The organism is Roseivirga sp. AWQ4_251, assembly GCF_056158225.1.
This window is the reverse complement of the sequence record NZ_JBSWSW010000001.1, coordinates 325,333-345,715: the sequence shown is the minus strand read 5'-3', so window position 1 is coordinate 345,715 and position 20,383 is coordinate 325,333. Positions and strand designations below refer to the sequence as shown.

General features: G+C 40.7%; 11 protein-coding genes and 1 other RNA gene. 3 read left to right on the top strand and 9 right to left on the bottom strand.

The annotated features are described in order from the left end of the window. Positions 1-143: 143 nt before the first annotated feature. A complete protein-coding gene (locus ACXACJ_RS01640) occupies positions 144-848 on the top strand; it encodes an NUDIX hydrolase (protein WP_475132519.1) in 705 nt (234 codons plus the stop codon). Between the two features lie 59 nt (positions 849-907). Here ACXACJ_RS01640 and ACXACJ_RS01635 read toward each other — a convergent pair whose 3' ends face one another. The 7 genes from ACXACJ_RS01635 to ACXACJ_RS01605 all read right to left on the bottom strand — a co-directional run bounded on the left by ACXACJ_RS01635 (position 908) and on the right by ACXACJ_RS01605 (position 14,624). Next, complete coding sequence (locus ACXACJ_RS01635) at positions 908-3,355, bottom strand: glycoside hydrolase family 2 TIM barrel-domain containing protein (protein ID WP_475132518.1); 2,448 nt, start codon at positions 3,353-3,355, stop codon at positions 908-910. Positions 3,356-3,385: 30 nt separating this feature from the next. Continuing rightward, positions 3,386-4,528, bottom strand: a complete 1,143-nt coding sequence (locus tag ACXACJ_RS01630) for a glycoside hydrolase family 53 protein (RefSeq protein ID WP_475132517.1) — start codon at positions 4,526-4,528, stop codon at positions 3,386-3,388. A 66-nt stretch (positions 4,529-4,594) separates the two neighbouring features. Beyond that, a complete protein-coding gene (locus tag ACXACJ_RS01625; RefSeq protein WP_475132516.1) occupies positions 4,595-5,737 on the bottom strand; it encodes a SusF/SusE family carbohydrate-binding protein in 1,143 nt (380 codons plus the stop codon). Between the two features lie 21 nt (positions 5,738-5,758). Further along, a complete protein-coding gene (locus ACXACJ_RS01620; protein ID WP_475132515.1) occupies positions 5,759-7,348 on the bottom strand; it encodes a RagB/SusD family nutrient uptake outer membrane protein in 1,590 nt (529 codons plus the stop codon). A 17-nt stretch (positions 7,349-7,365) separates the two neighbouring features. Then, entirely contained in the window at positions 7,366-10,344 is a 2,979-nt protein-coding gene (locus tag ACXACJ_RS01615; protein ID WP_475132514.1) for a SusC/RagA family TonB-linked outer membrane protein, read from the bottom strand. Positions 10,345-10,558: 214 nt separating this feature from the next. Beyond that, positions 10,559-12,610: a hybrid sensor histidine kinase/response regulator transcription factor gene (locus tag ACXACJ_RS01610; protein WP_475132513.1), complete on the bottom strand. Its 2,052-nt coding sequence runs from the start codon at positions 12,608-12,610 to the stop codon at positions 10,559-10,561. Positions 12,611-12,629: 19 nt separating this feature from the next. Next, positions 12,630-14,624, bottom strand: a complete 1,995-nt coding sequence (locus ACXACJ_RS01605) for a ligand-binding sensor domain-containing protein (RefSeq protein WP_475132512.1) — start codon at positions 14,622-14,624, stop codon at positions 12,630-12,632. 184 nt (positions 14,625-14,808) lie between these two features. On the opposite strand from ACXACJ_RS01605, the gene ACXACJ_RS01600 reads away from it, so the two are divergent. Further along, complete coding sequence (locus ACXACJ_RS01600) at positions 14,809-17,418, top strand: cellulase family glycosylhydrolase (protein ID WP_475132511.1); 2,610 nt, start codon at positions 14,809-14,811, stop codon at positions 17,416-17,418. A gap of 89 nt (positions 17,419-17,507) precedes the next feature. Here ACXACJ_RS01600 and ACXACJ_RS01595 read toward each other — a convergent pair whose 3' ends face one another. Both ACXACJ_RS01595 and ssrA read right to left on the bottom strand, forming a co-directional pair. Further along, complete coding sequence (locus tag ACXACJ_RS01595) at positions 17,508-18,434, bottom strand: formylglycine-generating enzyme family protein (protein WP_475132510.1); 927 nt, start codon at positions 18,432-18,434, stop codon at positions 17,508-17,510. A gap of 208 nt (positions 18,435-18,642) precedes the next feature. Further along, positions 18,643-19,011, bottom strand: a transfer-messenger RNA (tmRNA) gene (ssrA, locus tag ACXACJ_RS01590). Between the two features lie 293 nt (positions 19,012-19,304). Here ssrA and prfB point away from each other — a divergent pair. After that, positions 19,305-20,382 (top strand): peptide chain release factor 2 gene (gene prfB, locus ACXACJ_RS01585; RefSeq protein ID WP_475132509.1). Its coding sequence is split into 2 segments (ribosomal slippage): positions 19,305-19,364 and positions 19,366-20,382, totalling 1,077 coding nucleotides; the frame shifts between segments, so codons are not numbered across the junction. Position 20,383: the final 1 nt, after the last annotated feature.

The following is a 20,383-nucleotide window of genomic DNA, read 5'->3' as shown; positions in this document are numbered from 1 at the left end:
GCGATTTAGGAAGAAATGAAGGCTTTGCAAACGAATGAAACAGGCTTAGCGAAAAGCTGAAATTGTATAATTTGTAACCGAATTAGCCATTCGATTCGATGGCAAATTGTATTTTCACACCAAATCGTTGAAGACAAAGCGTTTTGAACAGTACTTATCAAAAGAAATATGAGAATGTAGAACCGATTCTGATTGCGGTTGACTGCATTATTTTCGGGGTTCAGGATAACAATTTGATGCTGCTAACCTTTAAGCGGGAAGTAGAACCATTGGCAGGCGAATGGTCGCTTTTGGGTTCGTTTGTTAGGCAAAATGAAGCTGTATCAGACGCTGCTCACCGTGTTCTAACCGAACTTACCGGAATTAAGGATGTGTTTATGGAGCAGTTGCATTGTTTTGGCGACCTGAACAGAGACACTGGAGGCCGTGTAATTTCCGTAGCTTATTGGAGCTTAATAAAGGTTGATCAAAATCACCTTGAATTTAATGTTGAAAACCATGAAGCGAAATGGATTCCGATTAATGAGCTGCCTAATTTGATTTTAGACCACTCAGAAATGGTGAATTTGGCCATTAACAACTTGAGAGAAAGAGCGAAATTTCACCCCATTGGTTTTGAACTGATTCCTGAAGAATTCACAATTCCTCAACTTTTAAAAGTTTACGAAGCCATTTTCGGGCATAAAATTGACGATCGGAATTTTAGGAAAAAACTGCTCAACTCAGATTTACTGATTCGCTTGGCTAAAAAGGACAAGAGCACTTCGAAGAAAGGCTCTTACCTCTACAAATTCAATGAAGACACCTACAAAAAGCTTCAGAAGGAAGGATATAACTTTGGGTTTTAACCCACTAAACATTGAAGAAAGCTTTCCAAAAGCTTAAAGCCTTTGGAAAGCATATAGACTCACCTTACTTCAATTTCCGTAGTCGCTTTTTTCAAGCCACCGGAAGTTACCGTTAATTCCGATTTACCTTTTTCGAACCCTGAGCCCACAATAATTATGGCTTTGCCGTAAAACAGCTTTACTCTATTCGATTGAAAAGGCTCAAAACTCTGTGGATTTCCATTACCCACTCCTGCGATTTTCGCCTGTCCCTTTAACTCAATGTCGATTGAATTATCTGCCAAAGGACATAGATTTCCGTCTTTATCATAAGCCTCAACCAGAACATACGACAGATCTTCTCCATCAGCGTTAATAACTTTTCTATCAACAGTAAGCTTGAGGTGGTGAGGTTTTCCAGCCGTTTTGATTGTCTCTTCTGCTATCTTTTCTCCCGACTTATACGCGACTACCTGTATTTCTCCGGGCTGATATTCCACTTCTTTCCACATTAAGCGGAAACGTTCTGTAGAATTCTTAGAAGAAGGCACTTTACACTGTTTGCCTTGAGAAACCCCGTTCACAAAAAGTTCAGCGCAGTCACCATTGGTATATGCGAACACAGGAACATTTTGGCCTTCTTTCCCTTCCCAATTCCAATGAGGCAGAACGTGAACCATGTTTTCATTTGGTTTCCAATAGCTCTTATACAAGAAATATCTATCCTTTGGAATGCCCACTAAATCCACAATTCCGAAGTAAGAACTTCTTGAAGCTTCTTTATCCGTCATTCCCATTTTCTTCACGGACATATTCATATACGGAGTCGGTTCTCCCAAATAATCAAACCCTGTCCATACAAATTCACCCGCTACGTAAGGTTCATCTTGCTGCCACATAAAATCATCATCGGCAATTTCGGCCCAAGAAGGCGCATTCAAGTCGTATGAACTCACCTGCAGATTTTTGCTTACTTCGGTTTTATCTTCTGGCAAAGTGGTTTCGTAATACCCCCTTGTACTCAATGTTGAAGCTGATTCACTAATGATCACCGATTTATTGGGCTCCATTTGACGCGCCAAACGATATCTTCTACCATAATTCCAGCTGTGAACATCGTAGTAATCGAAATGACGTATGGTGGCACTTTCAGTATTATCGGTAACCATGGTTACAGGTCGCGATGGATCGTATTTATCAACATAATTGATCATGGTGTGCAGCTTTTTGAAGCCATTATCGATATTCCATTGAATATCGCCCATTTCGTTGCCAACACTCCAAATGAAAACCGATGGGTGATTCCTATCGCGCATCACAAAATTCTTGACGTTTCTGTGAGCAAACTCTTCGAAGTCAGTGTTTTCCGAGATGTCGGCTTTACCATCATATTTATCGAAAATTTCATCGAAAACGAGAATCCCCATTTCATCGCAAAGCTCTAAAAATTCGGGAGCTGCCACGTTGTGGCTGTTTCTGACCGCATTAACGCCCATAGATTGCATGATTTCTAGCTGACGCTGCATTGCTCGTTTGTTGAAGGCTGCACCGAGCGGGCCATGATCGTGGTGCAAATTCACACCTTTAAGCTGAACTCTTCTTCCGTTTAAATGAAAACCATCGTCTGGTGTGAATTCAATATTTCTCACTCCAAATTTTGTGTGATACGTATCTACAAGTTTTTCTCCCAAATACACTTTGGTTTCAGCAGTGTAGAGGTTTGGCGATTCAACATCCCATAATTGAGGAGTTGTAAGCTGAATAGTCACTTCTAAATCAGTCTCTTTTCCTTGCTTCGCTTTTCCAGATTTCGACTTTCTTCCTACTTCTTTGCCTGCAGGATTTAGAATAACCTGCTCAACTTTCACTTCTTGTTCTTGCTTTGAATCATTGACAATCGCAGCACTTAAGCGCACATCAGCATAATTAGGTTTGATGATTGGCGTAGTGATATACGTTCCCCAAACCGCAACGTGAACAGGGTTAGTTACCACCATTTGCACTTTTCGATATAATCCAGCGCCAGGATACCAGCGGCTATCGTGCTGACGGGTGTCTGCGTAAACGGCCAATACATTTTCTCCACCTACATTCAAAAAATCGGTAATGTCTACATGGAAAGAGTTGTAGCCATAGTCCCATTCTCCTGCCAACTTTCCATTGACATACACTTTTGGAAATGCCATTACTCCATCGAAAATCAAGCTGACTTTTTTTCCATTATAACTGGCCGGAATATTCAATTCTTTACGGTACCAACCTTCCCCTTTCCAAGGAAGTTTCCCCGTATTTCCATCTCCATTTACATCAAACGGCCCTGCAATTGCCCAATCGTGAGGAACCTGAACATCTTGCCAATTGGCATCATCAAAGGTAGAATTTGCTGCCCCAGATGGGTTTCCTTTACTGAACTTCCATCCCGTTTGCAGCACATGCGTTTCTCTTTCTTGAGCCTTCAAACTAGAAGAAATAAGCAAAAGAAGTCCCGCTACTGCTATTTGCAGCACATTTTTTATCGTATGGTTCATGAGTTTATCTTTTAGATTTGGGCCGATACGCTACTCTTCCAAAGCAGCATTATAAAACTTCATGCCCATAGTTACTTTGTTGTTATGATCGAAAAGTGTGGCATTGTCCCAATGTGAACCTTGCCCCCATTGCGTTTGGCAGTTTGTTGAAACCCAGGCTGGTTCCCAATACACCAAACCTTCTCCTCCTGCCGATTCAATTACATCTTGAAGTTTATTCAAGTAGCCTAACTGGCCTGCTTGAGTGGCTTGAAAGCCAGAAACCAAAGCATCGGAACCGAGGATGTTATTAGCAGCATCTGCATTTTCTAAAGTGAAAGGGTAGGCAGTTTCTACCACCATTAGCCTCTTTTTATAAGTATTGATTAGAGTTTGAAATGCACCACCTACATTTTCTAAAGTATATTCTGACCAAATTGGATAATAAGAAAGCCCAATCCAATCGAAGTCTGTTACACCATATTGAGTGGCTTGTTCGAACCACCAAAGTCCGTTTTCAGGTTGAGCAATGTGAAGCATTACTCCAATTTCCTTTTCATATTCATCGGAAATATCTCGAACGGCCTTAATTCCTTTATTGATTAAAGTTGAATTTCGAGCCCAATCAATTGGCCATTTCAAATCGCCCTGCTGCAGAATCATTCCGTTGATTTCATTACCAACCTGAACCATATCTGGCAGTAATTCTTCTGAGGCTAAATTCTCTAAAGTTTCATAGGTGTAGTCATAAAGCAAATTCCCCAAGGCAGAAGTATTATTGATTTGGCTCGCCCAAGCTGCAGGAATTTCCTGCGCAGAAGGGTCTGCCCAAGTATCAGAATAATGAAAATCGAGTAGAACTCTGAAACCTTCGTCCTTCGCTCTTTTTATCGTTTTCTTGACATCAGCATAATTGGAATAGTTTGTCCAAGTTGGGTTATGCCAAAGTCTAACCCTAATTAAGTTTGAACCCGCTGTTTGAAATATGCTAAACGGATCTTCAGCTTCCCCCGATTCATTATAATAAATCGCACCACAATCTTCCATTTGATTGACATATGATAGATCGGCACCATAGTAAAAACTAGGTTCGGTTGGTGGTTCAATCACAGGATCAGGAGTGCCTCCCGCACCATCGTTTGAGGTGCAGGAAGCAACAACTAGTAAACTTAATATGGAGAAAATTAGCTTCATGTTCAGTGTTTCTGAAAGTTAAAAGAAGGAGCTCAAAAGCTCCTCCTCTTTACTAACCGTTAAAAACTATTGTAATGTTATGGTTTTCTCTTTTTCGTTGAGCGTAAGCGTATAGCTTCCTGGGGTTCCTACAAATTGGAAATTAAGGTCGCCATCGTTCGCGTTTTCGAAATTAGAATCAATTGTATAACCCAAATCCTCATAGTAAGGAAAGTTATGTCCGCTATTCCAGTCATCATAATTAGTAAAGAAACGGAAAGCTCCAGTACTGAAAGTAAGAGTAGCTGTTCTTACATAAGGAGCCGTTTCGACAACCTCAACAGCATCGGCCCAATTCCATCCATTTGGCACGGCATCGCCTACTAAATAATAAGGAGTAGAAGCATTCAAAGTGATGGTTTTCTCATTTTTGTCGAGTACGATTTCGTAAATACCTGGAGTTCCGATGAATCTGAAGTTGTTGTCGCCATCGGCAGCATCTTCAAAATTGGCATCGATAGTATATCCTTCAGCCACAAAGTATGGGTAGTTTTGGCCAGAATCCCAATTTCCTTCTTGCTCGAAGAAACGGAAAGTTCCATTGGTTAAGGTTAATCTAGCACGCAAAATATCGCCTTCGCATTCCAAAACAACAGGAGTACTCCAAGCCCAACCAGCTTCTACTGCGGCTTCTCCAACAATAAACATTGAAGCACAGCCATCGCCCATTTTCTCAATCCATTTGATGCTCAAAGCTTGAATTGCTGAAACTTGTTCTACAGAATTTGCAGTACCAGAACCCGTAAAAGCTCTCAATCTGAAATAAACGCTTCCGGTGTTATTTGGAGCTCCTTCGTCATCAGTCGAAGAAGGGTCATCATCTAAACCTAGATCTTCAGCAAACTCTAAAAGTTGACCTACGCTTACAGCCACATTGTTTTCGCTGGTAGAACCCACTACTTCGTAGGTAGCAAATTCTGAATCAATTGAAGCTTGAAGTTCATAAGTGATATTCACAGGAGCTCCAAAATCTACTTCGTTCCAAACAAAACGTTCTGCAACGTTATCTTCTGTTTCGGCAGTTAGCAGATATTCCGAAGAAAAAGTATTCGTAAAAGTGATTTGCTCGTCACTCGGTTTTGCAACGAAAATTGGGCCTCCTTCTTCTTCACAGGCCATAAAGCCGAAAAGAGCGGCCAAGAATAATATAATAAGTGATTTATTTTTCATGATATAAGTCTTTAGTAGCTATTAGTAACCTTGATTTTGAGTAAGATTTGGGTTTGCGGCCAAGCTCGCTTCCGGAATTGGGAACACAGAGCGGTATGTAGCGATTGGAATACCATTGGCGGCATTGCCTTTCCAAGACCAATTGTAGCTACTACCTGTGTACTTATTGAAGCGGATCAAATCCTGTCTTCTATGTGCTTCCCAATGAAGTTCAACAAGTCTTTCGTCTAAAATCAAATCCAAATCAAGTTGAGAAGGAGTGATTGTATTTGGGTTGTTGGCTCTGTTTCTCAAATCGTTGATGTAGCCAGCTGCTGTTGTAGCGCTACCTCCACCGCCTCTCAAAAATGCTTCAGCATACATTAGGTAAGCATCGGCCAAACGGAACATTGGAAAATCGGTATCCACAATTTCATTGGCTTTACCGTTTTCACCCGTAGAAGTTTTATTCGACCATTTGGCTATAATGTAACCTGTATCTCGGTTAGCTATATCTGGAATGCTGATGGTTCTATCTTCAGTAATTAAGGTGTTACGATCGTCAGTATCATAATTACCATTCATAAAGATTTCAGAAAACTCCTTGGTTACTCGAATAGCGCCTGACCATCCTCCAGTATTTACACCAAAGTCAGCTCCGTTGGCCTCTTTAGAACCCACTTGACCATTTACCATTACGGTTGTAGGGCCATAGTTCTGAGTAGTTACACCATCTGAAACTACAGGGAAGATGATTTCATTGCGAGCCGCAGTTTTATCATTGTCCGCCATAAAATTCCACAAATAATTTGGCGCTAATTCATAACCCGAACCGATGATTTGCTCGCAATAACCCAGGCAATCTGAGTAACGATTTTCACCAATGTAAACCTCAGCATTCAAGTAAATCTTAGCTAAAAGCATCCAAGCAGCTGCTTTGTCGGCTCTTGCATATTCATTCTGAAGAGGATCTTTTAATTCTGGAAGAATCGCCAACAATTCACTTTCTATGAATTCGAAGAGTTGAGCTCTATCATATTTCGGAGCCTGAAAAGCTCCCACAGCATCATCTTCCGTAACAAATGGCGCCTGACCAAAAAGGTCCATCATGTGGTAATAAGAAAGTGCTCTAAGAAACCTAGCCTCGGCTCTATAAACCTGAACATCAGCTTTAATACTTTCTTCAACACCTCTTGAATCCAAAGCTGACTCAGAAGTTTTCCTCAAATATTCGTTTACGAAGGCTACGGAAATCATAGTTCTTCCGAACATCCCTCTCAAAATCACATTGTTTGCAGACCATGTGTTTCGGTTTAACTCACGAAGACCCGGGTCATTTTCCCATGACCAAACTGCACCATCGGAAGTCAATTCGTTCAGATTCCACAAACCACGGCCATACTGGCTAGTTCCAGCATCTAAACCACTGATAAATGAGCTACCCGCGCCATCTACTCCGGTAATACTGAGGTTGGCATAAATCCCAGCCAAACTCTGTTTGTAAGATTCAGGATTCGCGTAGAAATCTTCATCTAAAAATGCATTAGGATCTGAAGGACTTACATCCATTTGATCGACACAAGCCGTAAACAGAACCAAACAGCATAAACTATATATAATTATCTTTTTCATGTCTTTTGATTTCTCTGTTAAAAGTTCATGTTAAGTCCTAAGAAATAGGTGCGTGCCCTTGGGTAAATCGTATTGTCGATACCATTACCGAATACCTCAGGATCGATACCTGAATACTTCGTGATCACAAAAACATTTTGAACACCTGCGGAAACTCGAACTCCATTAATGCCTTTCCATGGTACATTAATTTTGTAGCCCAAAGTCACGTTGTCCATCTTCAAGAATGAACCATTTTCCATGTAGTAATCGGAAAGGATTACGTTTTCGGTATTGTTGAATTCAGTATCCAAAACCGAAACTGGCATGTTTGAAAGAACAGAATTCAATCTAATTAGGCTCAACTGAGAACGCGAAGAACTCACGTTGTTATAGATGTAATTGCCCAAACTTGCTCTTAAGTTGAATGACAGGTCGAAGTTTTTATAGGACATGTTCGACATGAAACCCATGGTTACATCAGGAGTACCGTTTCGATGCAAATACTTGTCGTCACCATTGATTACGTTATCGCCATTAAGATCTGCGTAAGCTCCTTCAATTGGCTTTCCATTTTCATCATAAACCTGCTTATATAAGAAGAACATAAATGGAGCATACCCTTCTCTATGGATTTGCGCGGTGTTACCTACACCTCCGCCAATTCCTCCAACGTATTGGTCAGCGCCCAAAGCCAAACGCTTCACTTTCTGTCCTAAGAAAGTAGTGTTATAGTTAAAATTCCAAGAGAACCCATCGCCTTGAGATTGAACGATATCGCCATTAATAGCAAATTCAACCCCTTGTGTATTGAAGTCTCCAACATTTTGGTAGCCTGAGTTTCCAAAGTTTGAGCCATCAGAAATCGCAGCAAAAGCCAGTAAGTCGGTTGATGTTTTATGGAAGTACTCTAATGAACCATAAAAACGATCGTTGAATAAGCTATAGTCAATCCCTACGTTTGCGGTTGCAGTTTGCTCCCATTTCAAATCTTCGTTTCTATATTGAGGAACACCGATACCAATTACTTGATTGCCGAACTGGTATTGAGAAGCTGGCTGGCCCGTGGCATATTTTGAAAGGAAAAGATCAGAACTGTTTCGTCCAATATCCTGCTGACCAGTAATTCCATAACCCACTCTCAACTTCAATGAAGAAACCACGGTAGAAGAAGGGAATAATGCATCTCTTACTTGATAAGAGAAAGCTGCAGCAGGGAAATTACCCCATCTGTTTTTAGGGCTAAATCTTGAGCTACCATCTCTTCTATAAGAAAGAGTTAAGAAATACTTCCCATCATAAGATAAGTTTGCTCTACCAAAATAACCTATCAAAACAAGGTCGGTGTCGGCATCATATACTGGCGCTGAATCTTCTCTGTCGTTCATCAATTCGCCAGAGTTCCATCTGTGGCTCTTGAATTTCTGAAAAGAATAACCACCTGTTGCTTCTACACCAAACTTGTTGAATGACTTATTATAGTTAAAGTAAGCATCCATCAATCGGTTTACCTGGTAACTCGTGTATTCCGATGCAGAACCTTGGAATGAACCATCAGGTTGAGAAGTAGGATTATCGGCAGACACTCTGTTATAACCTTTACCAGATTGATCATCGTAACCCAAGTTTACAGTAGCAGAAAGTCCATTTACAAAAGGAATCTCATATTCCAATTTGATATTACCGAACACTCTGTTTACTGTACTTCTATTGTTTCTCTGAAGAAGTTCAGCCACCGGGTTGAAAGGCGCCAATGGTGTTAAGTCATTAACATCGAAAACATCTTCATTACTATCAGGCGTAATATATTGGAAGAAACCGCCAAATGGAGAGTTAGGATCGTAAACTGGCTGAGTAGGGTCAAAAGTGATTGCATTTCCTTCTTGCCCACTCGCAAATCGGTTTTTCTCTAGTGTGTAGTTGGCGTTTACTGTCACTAATAATTTCTCTTTCAACAAAGCAGGCTTTAAGTTGATCGACCCAGTATTTCTTTCGAATTGAGAAGTAAGCCTAATTCCTTCTTGATAAGTTCTACTTGCGGAAGCCCTTACTGGAATTTTCCCGAAAGCGCTACCTTGAGCGGACACGTTTACATTCGAAGAAACTCCCGTTCTGTAAATTTCATCTTGCCAATTTGTATTGGCTGTTCCCAGCTGAGAAACCAAGTCTGGACGATATTCCTGAACAAAGTTTCTGTATTCATCTGCACTAAACACATCAAATTCACCACGCAACTGGCTAATGTTAGTTTGCATGTTCAAGTTGATTTGGAAATCCTTTCCAGCGCTTTTTGTGGTAATGATAATTACACCATTAGAAGCTCTTGATCCATAAATAGCTGTAGCGGAAGCATCTTTCAACACAGTGAAAAACTCAATATCATTTGGATTGATAGAACTCAAAATTGAGCGCGAACCACCTACAGAATTGTTATCAATTGGTAAACCGTTAATCACAATCAAAGGGTCGTTTGAAGCTCCAAGTGAAGCCCCTCCTCTAATTCTTATGGTAGCTCCAGCACCTGGCTCTCCACCTTGATTTATGGTTAATCCTGAAACCCTACCATTCAAAAGATTTTCGGGAGTAACGATGTTCCCTTTATTAAAATCTTTTTGCGAAATAGCCGCTACCGAACCCGTGGCATCTTTAATAGTAGTAGTTCCATAACCAATAACAACTACTTCTTCCAGTTCTGTGGCATCTTCAGACAAAGCCACATTTACCACTGCAGTTGTTACAGTTCTTTCTACAGTTACAAAACCTACATAAGAAAAAACCAAAACATCACCAGAATTCACAGTGACTTGGTATTTACCGTCAGCATCCGTAACGGCTCCCTTTCCCGTACTCTTTACTTGGATGCTCACTCCTGGTAGTGTTTCGCCACCAGAAGCAGAAGTTACAGTTCCTGTTACATCAATGGATTGTGCAAAAGCCGTCCACGACATGAAAAGAAACATGAGTAACCCCAATAATTTCCGCCCATTTAAGCGTCCTCTCATTTTTTCAGTCCTCATACAATTAGTTTTAAAAAAATCCTTTTGGTTCGCAGGTCTTGGCAAAGCCTCTTTAGTTTGAAAAGGCTGTACCTCTCATTTCTTGCAAACGATTGCAGCAATTAACATGAAACAGCCCGCTCAGAGGGGTGAGAAATCCACTTTTAAGGGGGGATAAATTCGTTTAAATAGCGAAGAATGGGCTATAAAGCCTCAAAGAGTCAATTTAGACTGATTAACCTTGATAATATTCGGAAGGGTTCTTGCCAAACTTCTGTTTGAACATTCTGCTGAAGTATTTCCTGTCGGCATAGCCTACTTTGTCGCTAGCTTCTGAAACAGTGTAGTTGTTTTCGGCAATCAATTTTTTGGCCGTATTCAATTTGAAATCGCGCACAAACTCCACAAAAGTCATCCCTGTCAGGGCTTTTGTTTTTTTATAAATAACCGAATGGCTCATACCTAATTCTTTGGCCAAGAAGTTGGCTCCAAGCTCCTCAGAGTCGAGGTTTTCGTGAATGGCTTTGATTAGCTTTTCGATAAATTCTCTATCGGTATTGTTGGTTGTGATTTCTGCAGGAGAAATTATGCCCTCTATCGAGAATTTCTGCCTTAAAATTTCTCTGCTGCGAATCAAATTCTTGATGCGTTGCTTCAATAAAGGTTCATTAAAAGGCTTGGTAACGTAATCATCCGCTCCCGTGTCGTAACCTTCCATTTTATGAACCATAGAGGCGCGGGCAGTCAATAAAATAACAGGAATATGGCTGGTTCGCATATCTGTTTTCAGCTGGCGCGTAAAAGTAACACCGTCCATAACGGGCATCATCACATCGCTTATAATCAGATCAGGCAAATTATCTGCTGCCATTTGCCAACCCAATTTTCCATTTTCAGCTTCTAATATTTTGCAAAAGGGTTCAAGCAACTTCACCAAATATTGCCTGATTTCTGAATTATCTTCTACAACCAGCAAAGTCTTTTCTGCCAAACTCTCAAGCTGAACATCTTCTTGAACAAAGCTCTGAACATTTTCAGATTCAACTTCGCTGAGGTATTGATCTATCAAATCTCCATCTGATGAAACTTGGAGCAATTCATTTTCATTGAAATGGGACCTCCCGAGCTTTAACGAAACTGAAAACGTGGTTCCTATCCCTTTTTCGCTATCCACCGAAATCTCTCCTTTATGCAACTCTACAATAGATTTGCTAATGGAAAGGCCAAGGCCAAATCCTGTTTCCTGAATATTATTCGAATTTTCCGACTGATAGAATCGGTTGAACAGCCTAGAAAGCCTCTTCTCTGTTACCCCAACACCAGTGTCGCGCACCTTTAGAATTGCCAAATCATTTTCATGTGTTAATTCTAAAGAAATCGTACCTCCCTTATGTGTAAACTTAAAGGCATTGGAAAGAAGGTTGTAAATCACCTTTTCCATTTGGTTTTTATCGAACCAAAGCGGCTGGTAAGGCTGATCTGTTTCGAAGACAAGTTGAATTCCTTTTTGATTAGCCAACTCAGTAAATGAAAGGTAAATCTCTTGGCAAAATTGCACCCAATCTCCCTTTTCTACTTTCAAACGAATCTCCTGACTATCGAATTTTCTAAAATCCAAAAGCTCATTTACAAGATTCAAAAGGCGATTTCCGTTCTTTTTAATAATATCTACAGAATCAACCTGATCATATTTAAGGTGAGCCCTGGATTCAGCCAATCGATTAATAGAACTCAGAATTAAAGTGAGCGGAGTCCTGATTTCGTGAGAAACGTTAGTAAAAAACTGCTGTTTTAAATCGTATAGTTCTTTATCCTTTTCATGGGTCAATTTCTCCAATTTCAGATTGGCTTTCATTTGCTCCCATGCCACAATGTATTTTCTAAACAGATAAAAAAGAGCCATAATCAGAAGCGCATACAGGCAGAAAGCCCACCATGTAAGCCAAAACGGTTTCAAGATTTCTATCTGAATCGCTGTAAATTCTGATCCCCAATCGGCCCCAGGCAAACGCGCCTTTACTTTAAAAGTGTAATCGCCTGGTGAAAGGTTGGTGAATGTTGCCGTTCTATCGCGCCCAATGTTCCTCCAATCTTCATCAAAATCTTCCATTTTGATTGCATACTCGCAGTCTGATGAAAATGGATATTGCAAAGCGGCAAATTCAAATGTGATTACGTCTAAATCGTGCTTTAGCTGAATATGATCGGCAATGGAAATGTTCTTTTTCAATACCTGATCTGGCCCAATAGGAAGTGTTTTATTGAAAAGCTTAAAATTGGTGAGCATCACCTTGGGCTGCTTATTTTCAAAAGTTATCTTGACTCGGATCAAACGAAAGCACGCCATTAATTCCTCCAAAATAGAGCATTCCTTGCTCATCTTTAAAAACAGAGTTGATATGAAATTCACCCGATAAATTTGGAAAACTGCTGAAAGAGGCCTTTGCGTAATCGTAGTTAAAAACCCCTTCTTTAGTACTGAACCAAATAGCACCAGAATCATCTTCAGTTATGGCCGTAACGGTAGTGTAACGAACATTTGGGCTGTCATCAAACCGCTCGAAAATCTTAGTTTGAGGATTGTATCGATTAATTCCTTCACCAGAAGTTCCGATCCACAGATAGCCTTTTGAGTCTTTAAACAGGGAGAAAATATTGTTACTGCTTGGGGAATTTGAATTGGATTCTTCATGAGCAAAATGACTGAATTGCCCCGAAAGTGGATCGAAAAGATCAAGTCCTCCACCAAAAGTTGCCACCCAAATTTTTCCATTATCTGGCTGTAAAGAAATTACATTGTCGCTGCTGATGGAGTTCGGATCATCCGCATTTTCTCTGTAGTGAACAAAGCTATTTTTTTGACTATTGAAGTAATTCAATCCACCACCCCAAGTTGCAATCCAAAGATTGTCTCCATCCTTTAACAGAAAGCGAACATCATTGTAGCTGAGTGAATTCGACTTTAGTGGGTCGTATTTAAATTGTTTAAAGCTTCCCGTACTTTCATTGAAATGAATTAGCCCGTTGGAGAACGTCCCCAGCCAGTAATCGTTTGCATTTCCCTCTAAAATATATTGAATGTAATTACCGCCAATAGATGAATTTTCTGATCGATTGAAATATTTTGTTCTATCGGATTTAGTATCGTAAATGGTCAATCCATTTCCATCAAGACCAAAAAGGAGCTTATTGTTCTTTTTATAAAGCGAAAGAACCGGACTGGGATTTTCGCCTCGAATATCGCTAAAGAAGAAACTGAAATTCTGTGTTCTGTTTAACACATCAACGCCATTCCAAGCAGTTCCAATCCAAATATTGGCTTCTCCATCTTCCATTATTTCGTAGACTGCATTGCCGGAAAGCGAAGAAGGCAACTGAGCATTATGTTCGTAATGTGTCAGTTTTGGAGACGTTAAAGGGCTTTCAATTTCATAAATCCCATTTCCATCTGAGCCTACCCAAATCGCGCCATTGTCGGCCTTCATAAGTGACCGAACAATATTCACTTCCTCAGAAACATTCATTTCCGCAGTGAAATAAGGCGAGTAAGTTGAATCTCTCAAATCATACTTTAGAAGTCCTCCTCCGCTGGTGCCAACCAATAGGTGATGTTCATCCAATTGGTTAATGGCATGAATATAGTCAGAAAGTATCCCTTGCTGAGAAGGCGCTTGCCAAAACGAACTTTCTTGCACATTGAAAAGATTCAGCCCTCCCCCAAAAGTCCCCACCCAGAGCTTCCCTTCTTCGTCTTGATAAATGCTAGTGACGCTGTTATGACTAATGGAATTAGCAGGATTTCGATGGGTGTAAGAAACAAAACCTTGCTCTGTGTATTCTGAAAGGCCATTTTCCGTACCCAACCAAATGCGATTAGAGCGATCTTCAAAAATTACATTTACATGATTTGAAGGTAAAGCAGATTGATCATTCGGAACACTTTTAAAAACGATAAATTCATCCCTTTCTCGATCGTAAAGGCTCAATCCTCCTCCCAAAGTGGCAATCCATAAGCGATTTTTACTATCGATAAGCAAATCCGCTATATCGTTAGAGCTGATGTTGCTATTCTGTTTATTGTAAACCCTGAAGTTTAGCCCATCATACCGATTCAAACCATTTTTGGTACCTATCCAAACAAAGCCTCCCGGCTCTTTTACAATACTTGTGACTTTTCCGTTGGAAAGTCCATTGCTCAAATTGATCTTTTTGAACACCGCTTGAGATTGAGCAAAAGATATTTGCCACGCTCCCAAAAGGAGCCATAAAGAGAGCAATATGGAAATAGCGCGGTTCATCATGACTTAAACCAAAGTTATCATCAATCGTTTGCAAAAAATAACTGTATTTTTTACGTTTATAAAAATTTCAGAGAAATAGCTGTTTTTCGTCAATAAATGCACTTTATAGAAATTCTATACTTACATGGACGGCACACAGAATTTTCTTTACCCTAAACTTCCACTCAAAACTTACTGTAATAGAATGGCTACAAGAAAGAATATTTTAAACTTTTTAAAAAGGGCATATCGGCACCAGCTGATTATTATTGCCAGCTTTTCCATGCTCTTTACGAACATCTTGTTGGCTCAAAAGCAGCCCGACCGTGGACAAACTTATGTGGACAACAAAGGGGTAATTCGATGGAAAAAAGACAAAGAAGAAGTACATGGTTTTGGTGTGAACTACACCGTTCCTTTCGCCCATGCTTTTAGATCTGCAAAACGCTTGGGCGTTGACCCGAAAAAGGCAATCGATCAAGACGTTTACCATTTTACACGTTTGGGTTTCGACTTATACAGAGTGCATGTTTGGGATACTGAAATCAGTGATTCTTTGGGCAATTTATTGCAAAACGAACATTTAGACACCTTCGATTATTTAGTCAAACAACTGAAGGACAAAGGCTTAAATTATGTACTTACGCCTATTGCTTTTTGGGGAAATGGATGGCCAGAACCAGATCAAGACACCCCTGGATTTTCCCATAAATATGGAAAAGGAAACAGCCTTACAAACCCCGATGCCATTAAAGCCGGAGCGAATTATTTGGCTCAATTCTTAAATCATGTAAACCCATACACAGGCTTGGCATACAAAAATGACCCAAGTGTAATCGCATTTGAGGTAAGTAACGAACCTCATCACGGAGGTGAAGCCCAAAAGGTAACCGAGTATGTAGAAACTATGGTGAAAGCCATGAAATCCACAGGCACAAAAAAACCGATATTCTATAACATCAGCCATGGCATTCAATATGAAGAAGCTTATTTCAAGGCAGATATTGATGGAGGAACCTTTCAGTGGTACCCAACGGGTTTAACTTATCAGAAAGAACTCTCAGGAAATTTACTTCCAAACGCCAACGACTACAACATCCCTTTCGATGATGTTATCAAGAAGAACAAAGGCGCTAAAATCGTTTATGAGTTTGACGCAGCCGATGTTGGCAAATCTTACATGTACCCTGCTTTAGCAAGAAGTTTTAGAGAAGCAGGCATTCAAATTGCCACTCAATTTGCGTACGACCCTACTTATTTGGCTTACGCAAACACAGAATACAACACCCACTACATGAATCTTTCTTACACTCCTCAGAAAGCCTTGAGTTTAATGATTGCGGGAGAAGTTTTTCATGAAGTACCAATGAATGCCGACTTTGGCAGCTATCCTGAAAATACCCGTTTCGGAGATTTTGAAGTGAGTTACGAAAAGGATTTAGCCCTATATAATGCCGATGACAAGTTCATCTACACCAATGAAACTTCACAAGCTCCAAAGAACGAACAAAACTTAAACCTAATTGCAGGTTACAGCAATTCACCAGTTGTGAGCTACGATGGACAAGGTGCATATTTTCTTGATAAAATTGCTGATGGTGTTTGGAGGTTAGAAGTAATGCCTGATGCCGTTTGGGTAGACAACCCCTTCGGCAAAAACAGCCCTAGAAAAACTGTTGCCGTAATTCAATGGGCAGAACACCAAATGAAAATCAACCTGAACGACCTTAGCGGCAATTTCAACCTAGAAGCTATTAACCAAGGAAATCGTTTCACTTCTACAGTAAGTAGCGGAAGTTTTTCAGTTAAACCAGGCACATACATGCTAACCAAAAGCGGAATCAGCAAATCATGGTCAGTTACGAACTCATTCAAGGCTGGACAATTAAAAGACTTCTACGCACCAGAATCGACTGCAGAAAAAGCATGGTTTAAGCATACTCCTTTGAAAGAAGTTACTGCTGGTGAGCCAGTGAAAATTGAAGTACAATATGTAGCTCCAAATCCAGCACAAAAGCTTCAAATCATGACTTCTGGCTTTAGAGGTGGGCCAATTGAAATGAACCAAGTTGACAATTACCATTATGAAGCCGTCATTCCTGCTGAAAGAGTAAATGAAGGCACTTTGAACTACACCATTCTGGTAACCGATACACAGGGAAATGCCACTACTTATCCTTCGGGCATGAGTGGCCGCTCTTTCGATTGGGACTTCTATGATTTAAGTAGCTACCAAACCAGAGTTATTGCTAGCGAAAAGCCTATTCTACTTTACAACACCAATGAAGATTCAGGAAACCTACTGCTTAGCAGATGGAGCCGCGGCTTCAAAGTTGTTCCTTTAGATAATCCATGGGAATCTGAGTACGAAATGAACATGGGTAAAATTGCTTCGAAAAACGGCCCTAATGATTATACCGTGAAGCATTTCATTTTAGATAGAATCAGCGGGCGAAAAGATGATCTTTCGCACAAATCCAACATTGTATTGAAGGGTAGAAGTTTGAGCAACAAGCCAACAAAAGTGCAAATCGCATTTGTTTTGGATAATGGAGCCGCCTATGGAGCCATTTTAGAGCTTCAACCGGAACTTAAAGAATATTCGGTGAGTTTAGAAAGCTTAAAAATTGTTAAAAATGTTACGATGCCTCGTCCTTACCCGGACTTTTTACCGTACTACCTTGAACATGACATCAATTCCAAGTTTGACATTAACCGCATAGAAAGTCTTCAGATTTCAGTTGGGCCAGGATTAAGCTCCTCAGAACTGGAATCGGAACAAGGAATCGGGCTGGTTAGTGTTTGGCTGAGATAAAGACAAGGTAACCTTTTCAGGTTATTCTTTTTCATACAATCATTTGGAAGATGCAGGAGACGCCTGCATCTTCTTTTTTTTGACCATAATCAAATATCCTTTGCGCAGCGAAAACCCGTATGATTGAAGCCTGAATCTCGGCTTGAGCTCATTCTTCTTGAAACACGGTAGCCACTGCAATAGCTGTCGTTGCAGAGAAATGAGCCTCCACGAATCACATGCTTGGGTGCATTTGGTTCATTCGGATCGAAATAGTGATTAGAGCCTTCAGGATTGCTTACCACGCCTTTATCTTCGTATTCATCGTAAGCTCTGGCATTGTATTTATCGCTGCACCATTCCCAAACATTGCCAGCCATATCGTATAATCCATAGCCATTCGCCTTAAATGACTTCACGGGAGCGGTTCCTTCATAACCATCCAATACATGGTTTTGATACGGAAAAATCCCCTGCCAAAAATTAGCCTTATCCGTTGCTTCCTCAACCGATTCATTACCCCACGGGTATTTTGTGCCTTTCAATCCGCCCATGGCTGCCCATTCCCACTCTGCTTCTGTGGGTAAACGCTTACCCGCCCATTTGGCGTAAGCCTCAGCATCATCCCACGACACATGCACCACCGGATGATCCATTCTGCCTTCAATAGAGCTATCTGGGCCTTCGGGATGTTTCCAATCTGCTCCTATGGTCCACTCCCACCATTGGCTATAATCGTTCAAGTTCACGGGAGCGTCTGTTTTTTTGAAAACCAAAGAACCTGCCATCAGTAAACTATCGGCTGGTTTGGGGGTATTGGGAGGAAGTTGTTTTTTCATTTCATCCCAATCTATATCCTGTTCCGCAGTGGTTTTATAGCCCGTGGCCTTTACAAACTCAGCAAATCCCCGATTGGTTACCTCAGATTCATCCATAAAAAAAGCAGAAACCTTTACCTGATGCACTGGAAATTCATCGTAAGAAGCCTGATCAGATTTACCTCCCATGGCAAACTCACCTGAGGGAATATAGGCCATACCTTTTGGTGCTTGGGTATGCTCTACTTCTTTTTTACTGGAACAGGCCAGCATAAAAAAAAACAATATAAACAGGGATAATTGAGTCTTTGGATTTTTCACTCCGCCAATTTAGAGGAATTGAGCTAAGTTGAAAGCGAAAGTCCATTGATGGAGATTCTAGGTGTTCTAATAAAAAAACCCACCCGGATTAAATCCAGATGGGTTAAAGTGGAGCCGGAGGGGTTCGAACCCTCGTCCAGATAAGGAACACTAAGTGCCTTCTACATGCTTATTTGCTGATTATTTTTCGAGCTTGTTAAGGACAGCAACCACCCTGACCCAAGCCTTATCCGCGATTAATTTCGCACCAAAGTCGCGATATCCTATGGTACTAGTTCCGCGTGTTGATGCCTCGTATTCCCACCCGGCAGAACGAGGGGTGAGAGAGACACATTGCTAACTAAATCTGATTAGGCAGCAAGGGCGTATTGTCTTTCGCCAATTATAAGTGTGAAAGTTTTATTTAAGGGAAATACTCACAACTCCCTGCATGCTTACACTTGCATTTCACCTACTGTCAATTCCAGTCGGCCCCATGTCAAAATAAGTAAAGGCCATTTGCCCTTCTTTAGTCTACAAAACTAAGGCCTTTTTTGTTCATTTCATTATAAAATTAGTCTCCAGGCGCTAAAAGCCTTTCATTCTGAGCCTTGCGCAAACGCTATATCAAACAAGACCACCTTTTTGACATACTCTTCAGATGAAAAGCCTATAAATAGAAAAAGCTGAAAGTTTATGGATGTTTTCACAAATCTAGTCTCTGAACATTGCTTGAATTATCCGCTACATTTCATCACCTTTGCGCTTCGAAAAATCAAATTACACAACATGACTTCAGATCAACTGAAAGATTTAAAGGCCAGAGTAGCGGCCTTGAGGGGGTACCTTTGACTACGATGTCAAAAAGCGTGAAGTAGAAGAAGAAGAACTGGTAACAGCCCAACCAGATTTTTGGAACGACCCAAAAGAGGCTGAAAAAGTACTTAAGCAAATTCGTTTAAAAAAGGTATGGACCAAAAGCTTCGAGGATTTACTCACAGCCTTGGAAGACCTTGAAACCCTTTACGAATTCCTTGAAATGGACGAAGCCACGGAAGAGGAAGTTGAAAAGGAATATAAAAGAACACTGGATATTCTTGAAGAAATTGAGTTCAAGAAAATGCTGAGTGGCGAAGAAGACCAACTAAGTGCCATGATTGAAATCAATCCGGGAGCTGGTGGAACTGAAAGTAACGATTGGGCTGAAATCCTCATGCGTATGTACATTATGTGGGGAGAAAAGCAAGGCTACAAAGTGAAGCAGGTCAACTATCAACCAGGTGAAGTTGCAGGCTGTAAATCCTGTACACTGGAGTTTGAGGGAGAATTTGCTTACGGGCAGTTGAAAGCTGAGTCAGGCGTTCACCGATTGGTGCGTATTTCTCCTTTCGATTCTGGAGGAAGAAGACACACTTCCTTCGCTTCGGTTTTTGCCTATCCTGTGGTAGACGACACCATTGAAATAGACATCAATCCAGCGGATATTTCTTGGGACACATTTAGATCTGGTGGTGCCGGTGGCCAGAACGTTAACAAAGTAGAAACGGGTGTTCGATTGAAGCACGCCCCTTCTGGAATCATCATTGAAAATACTGAATCCAGATCTCAGTTAGCAAATAAAGAAAAGGCGCTTTCTATGTTGAAATCTAGATTGTATCAGATGGAAATGGAGAAACGCAATGCCGAACGTGATAAAATTGAGGGCGAAAAAATGCGGGTAGATTTTGGTTCTCAAATCAGAAACTACGTTTTGCATCCTTACAAACTGATCAAAGACGCGCGAACAGGCTTCGAGCGAACAGACGTTCAAAATGTTTTGGATGGTGATCTGGATGATTATATAAAGGCTTATTTAATGCAGCAATAAA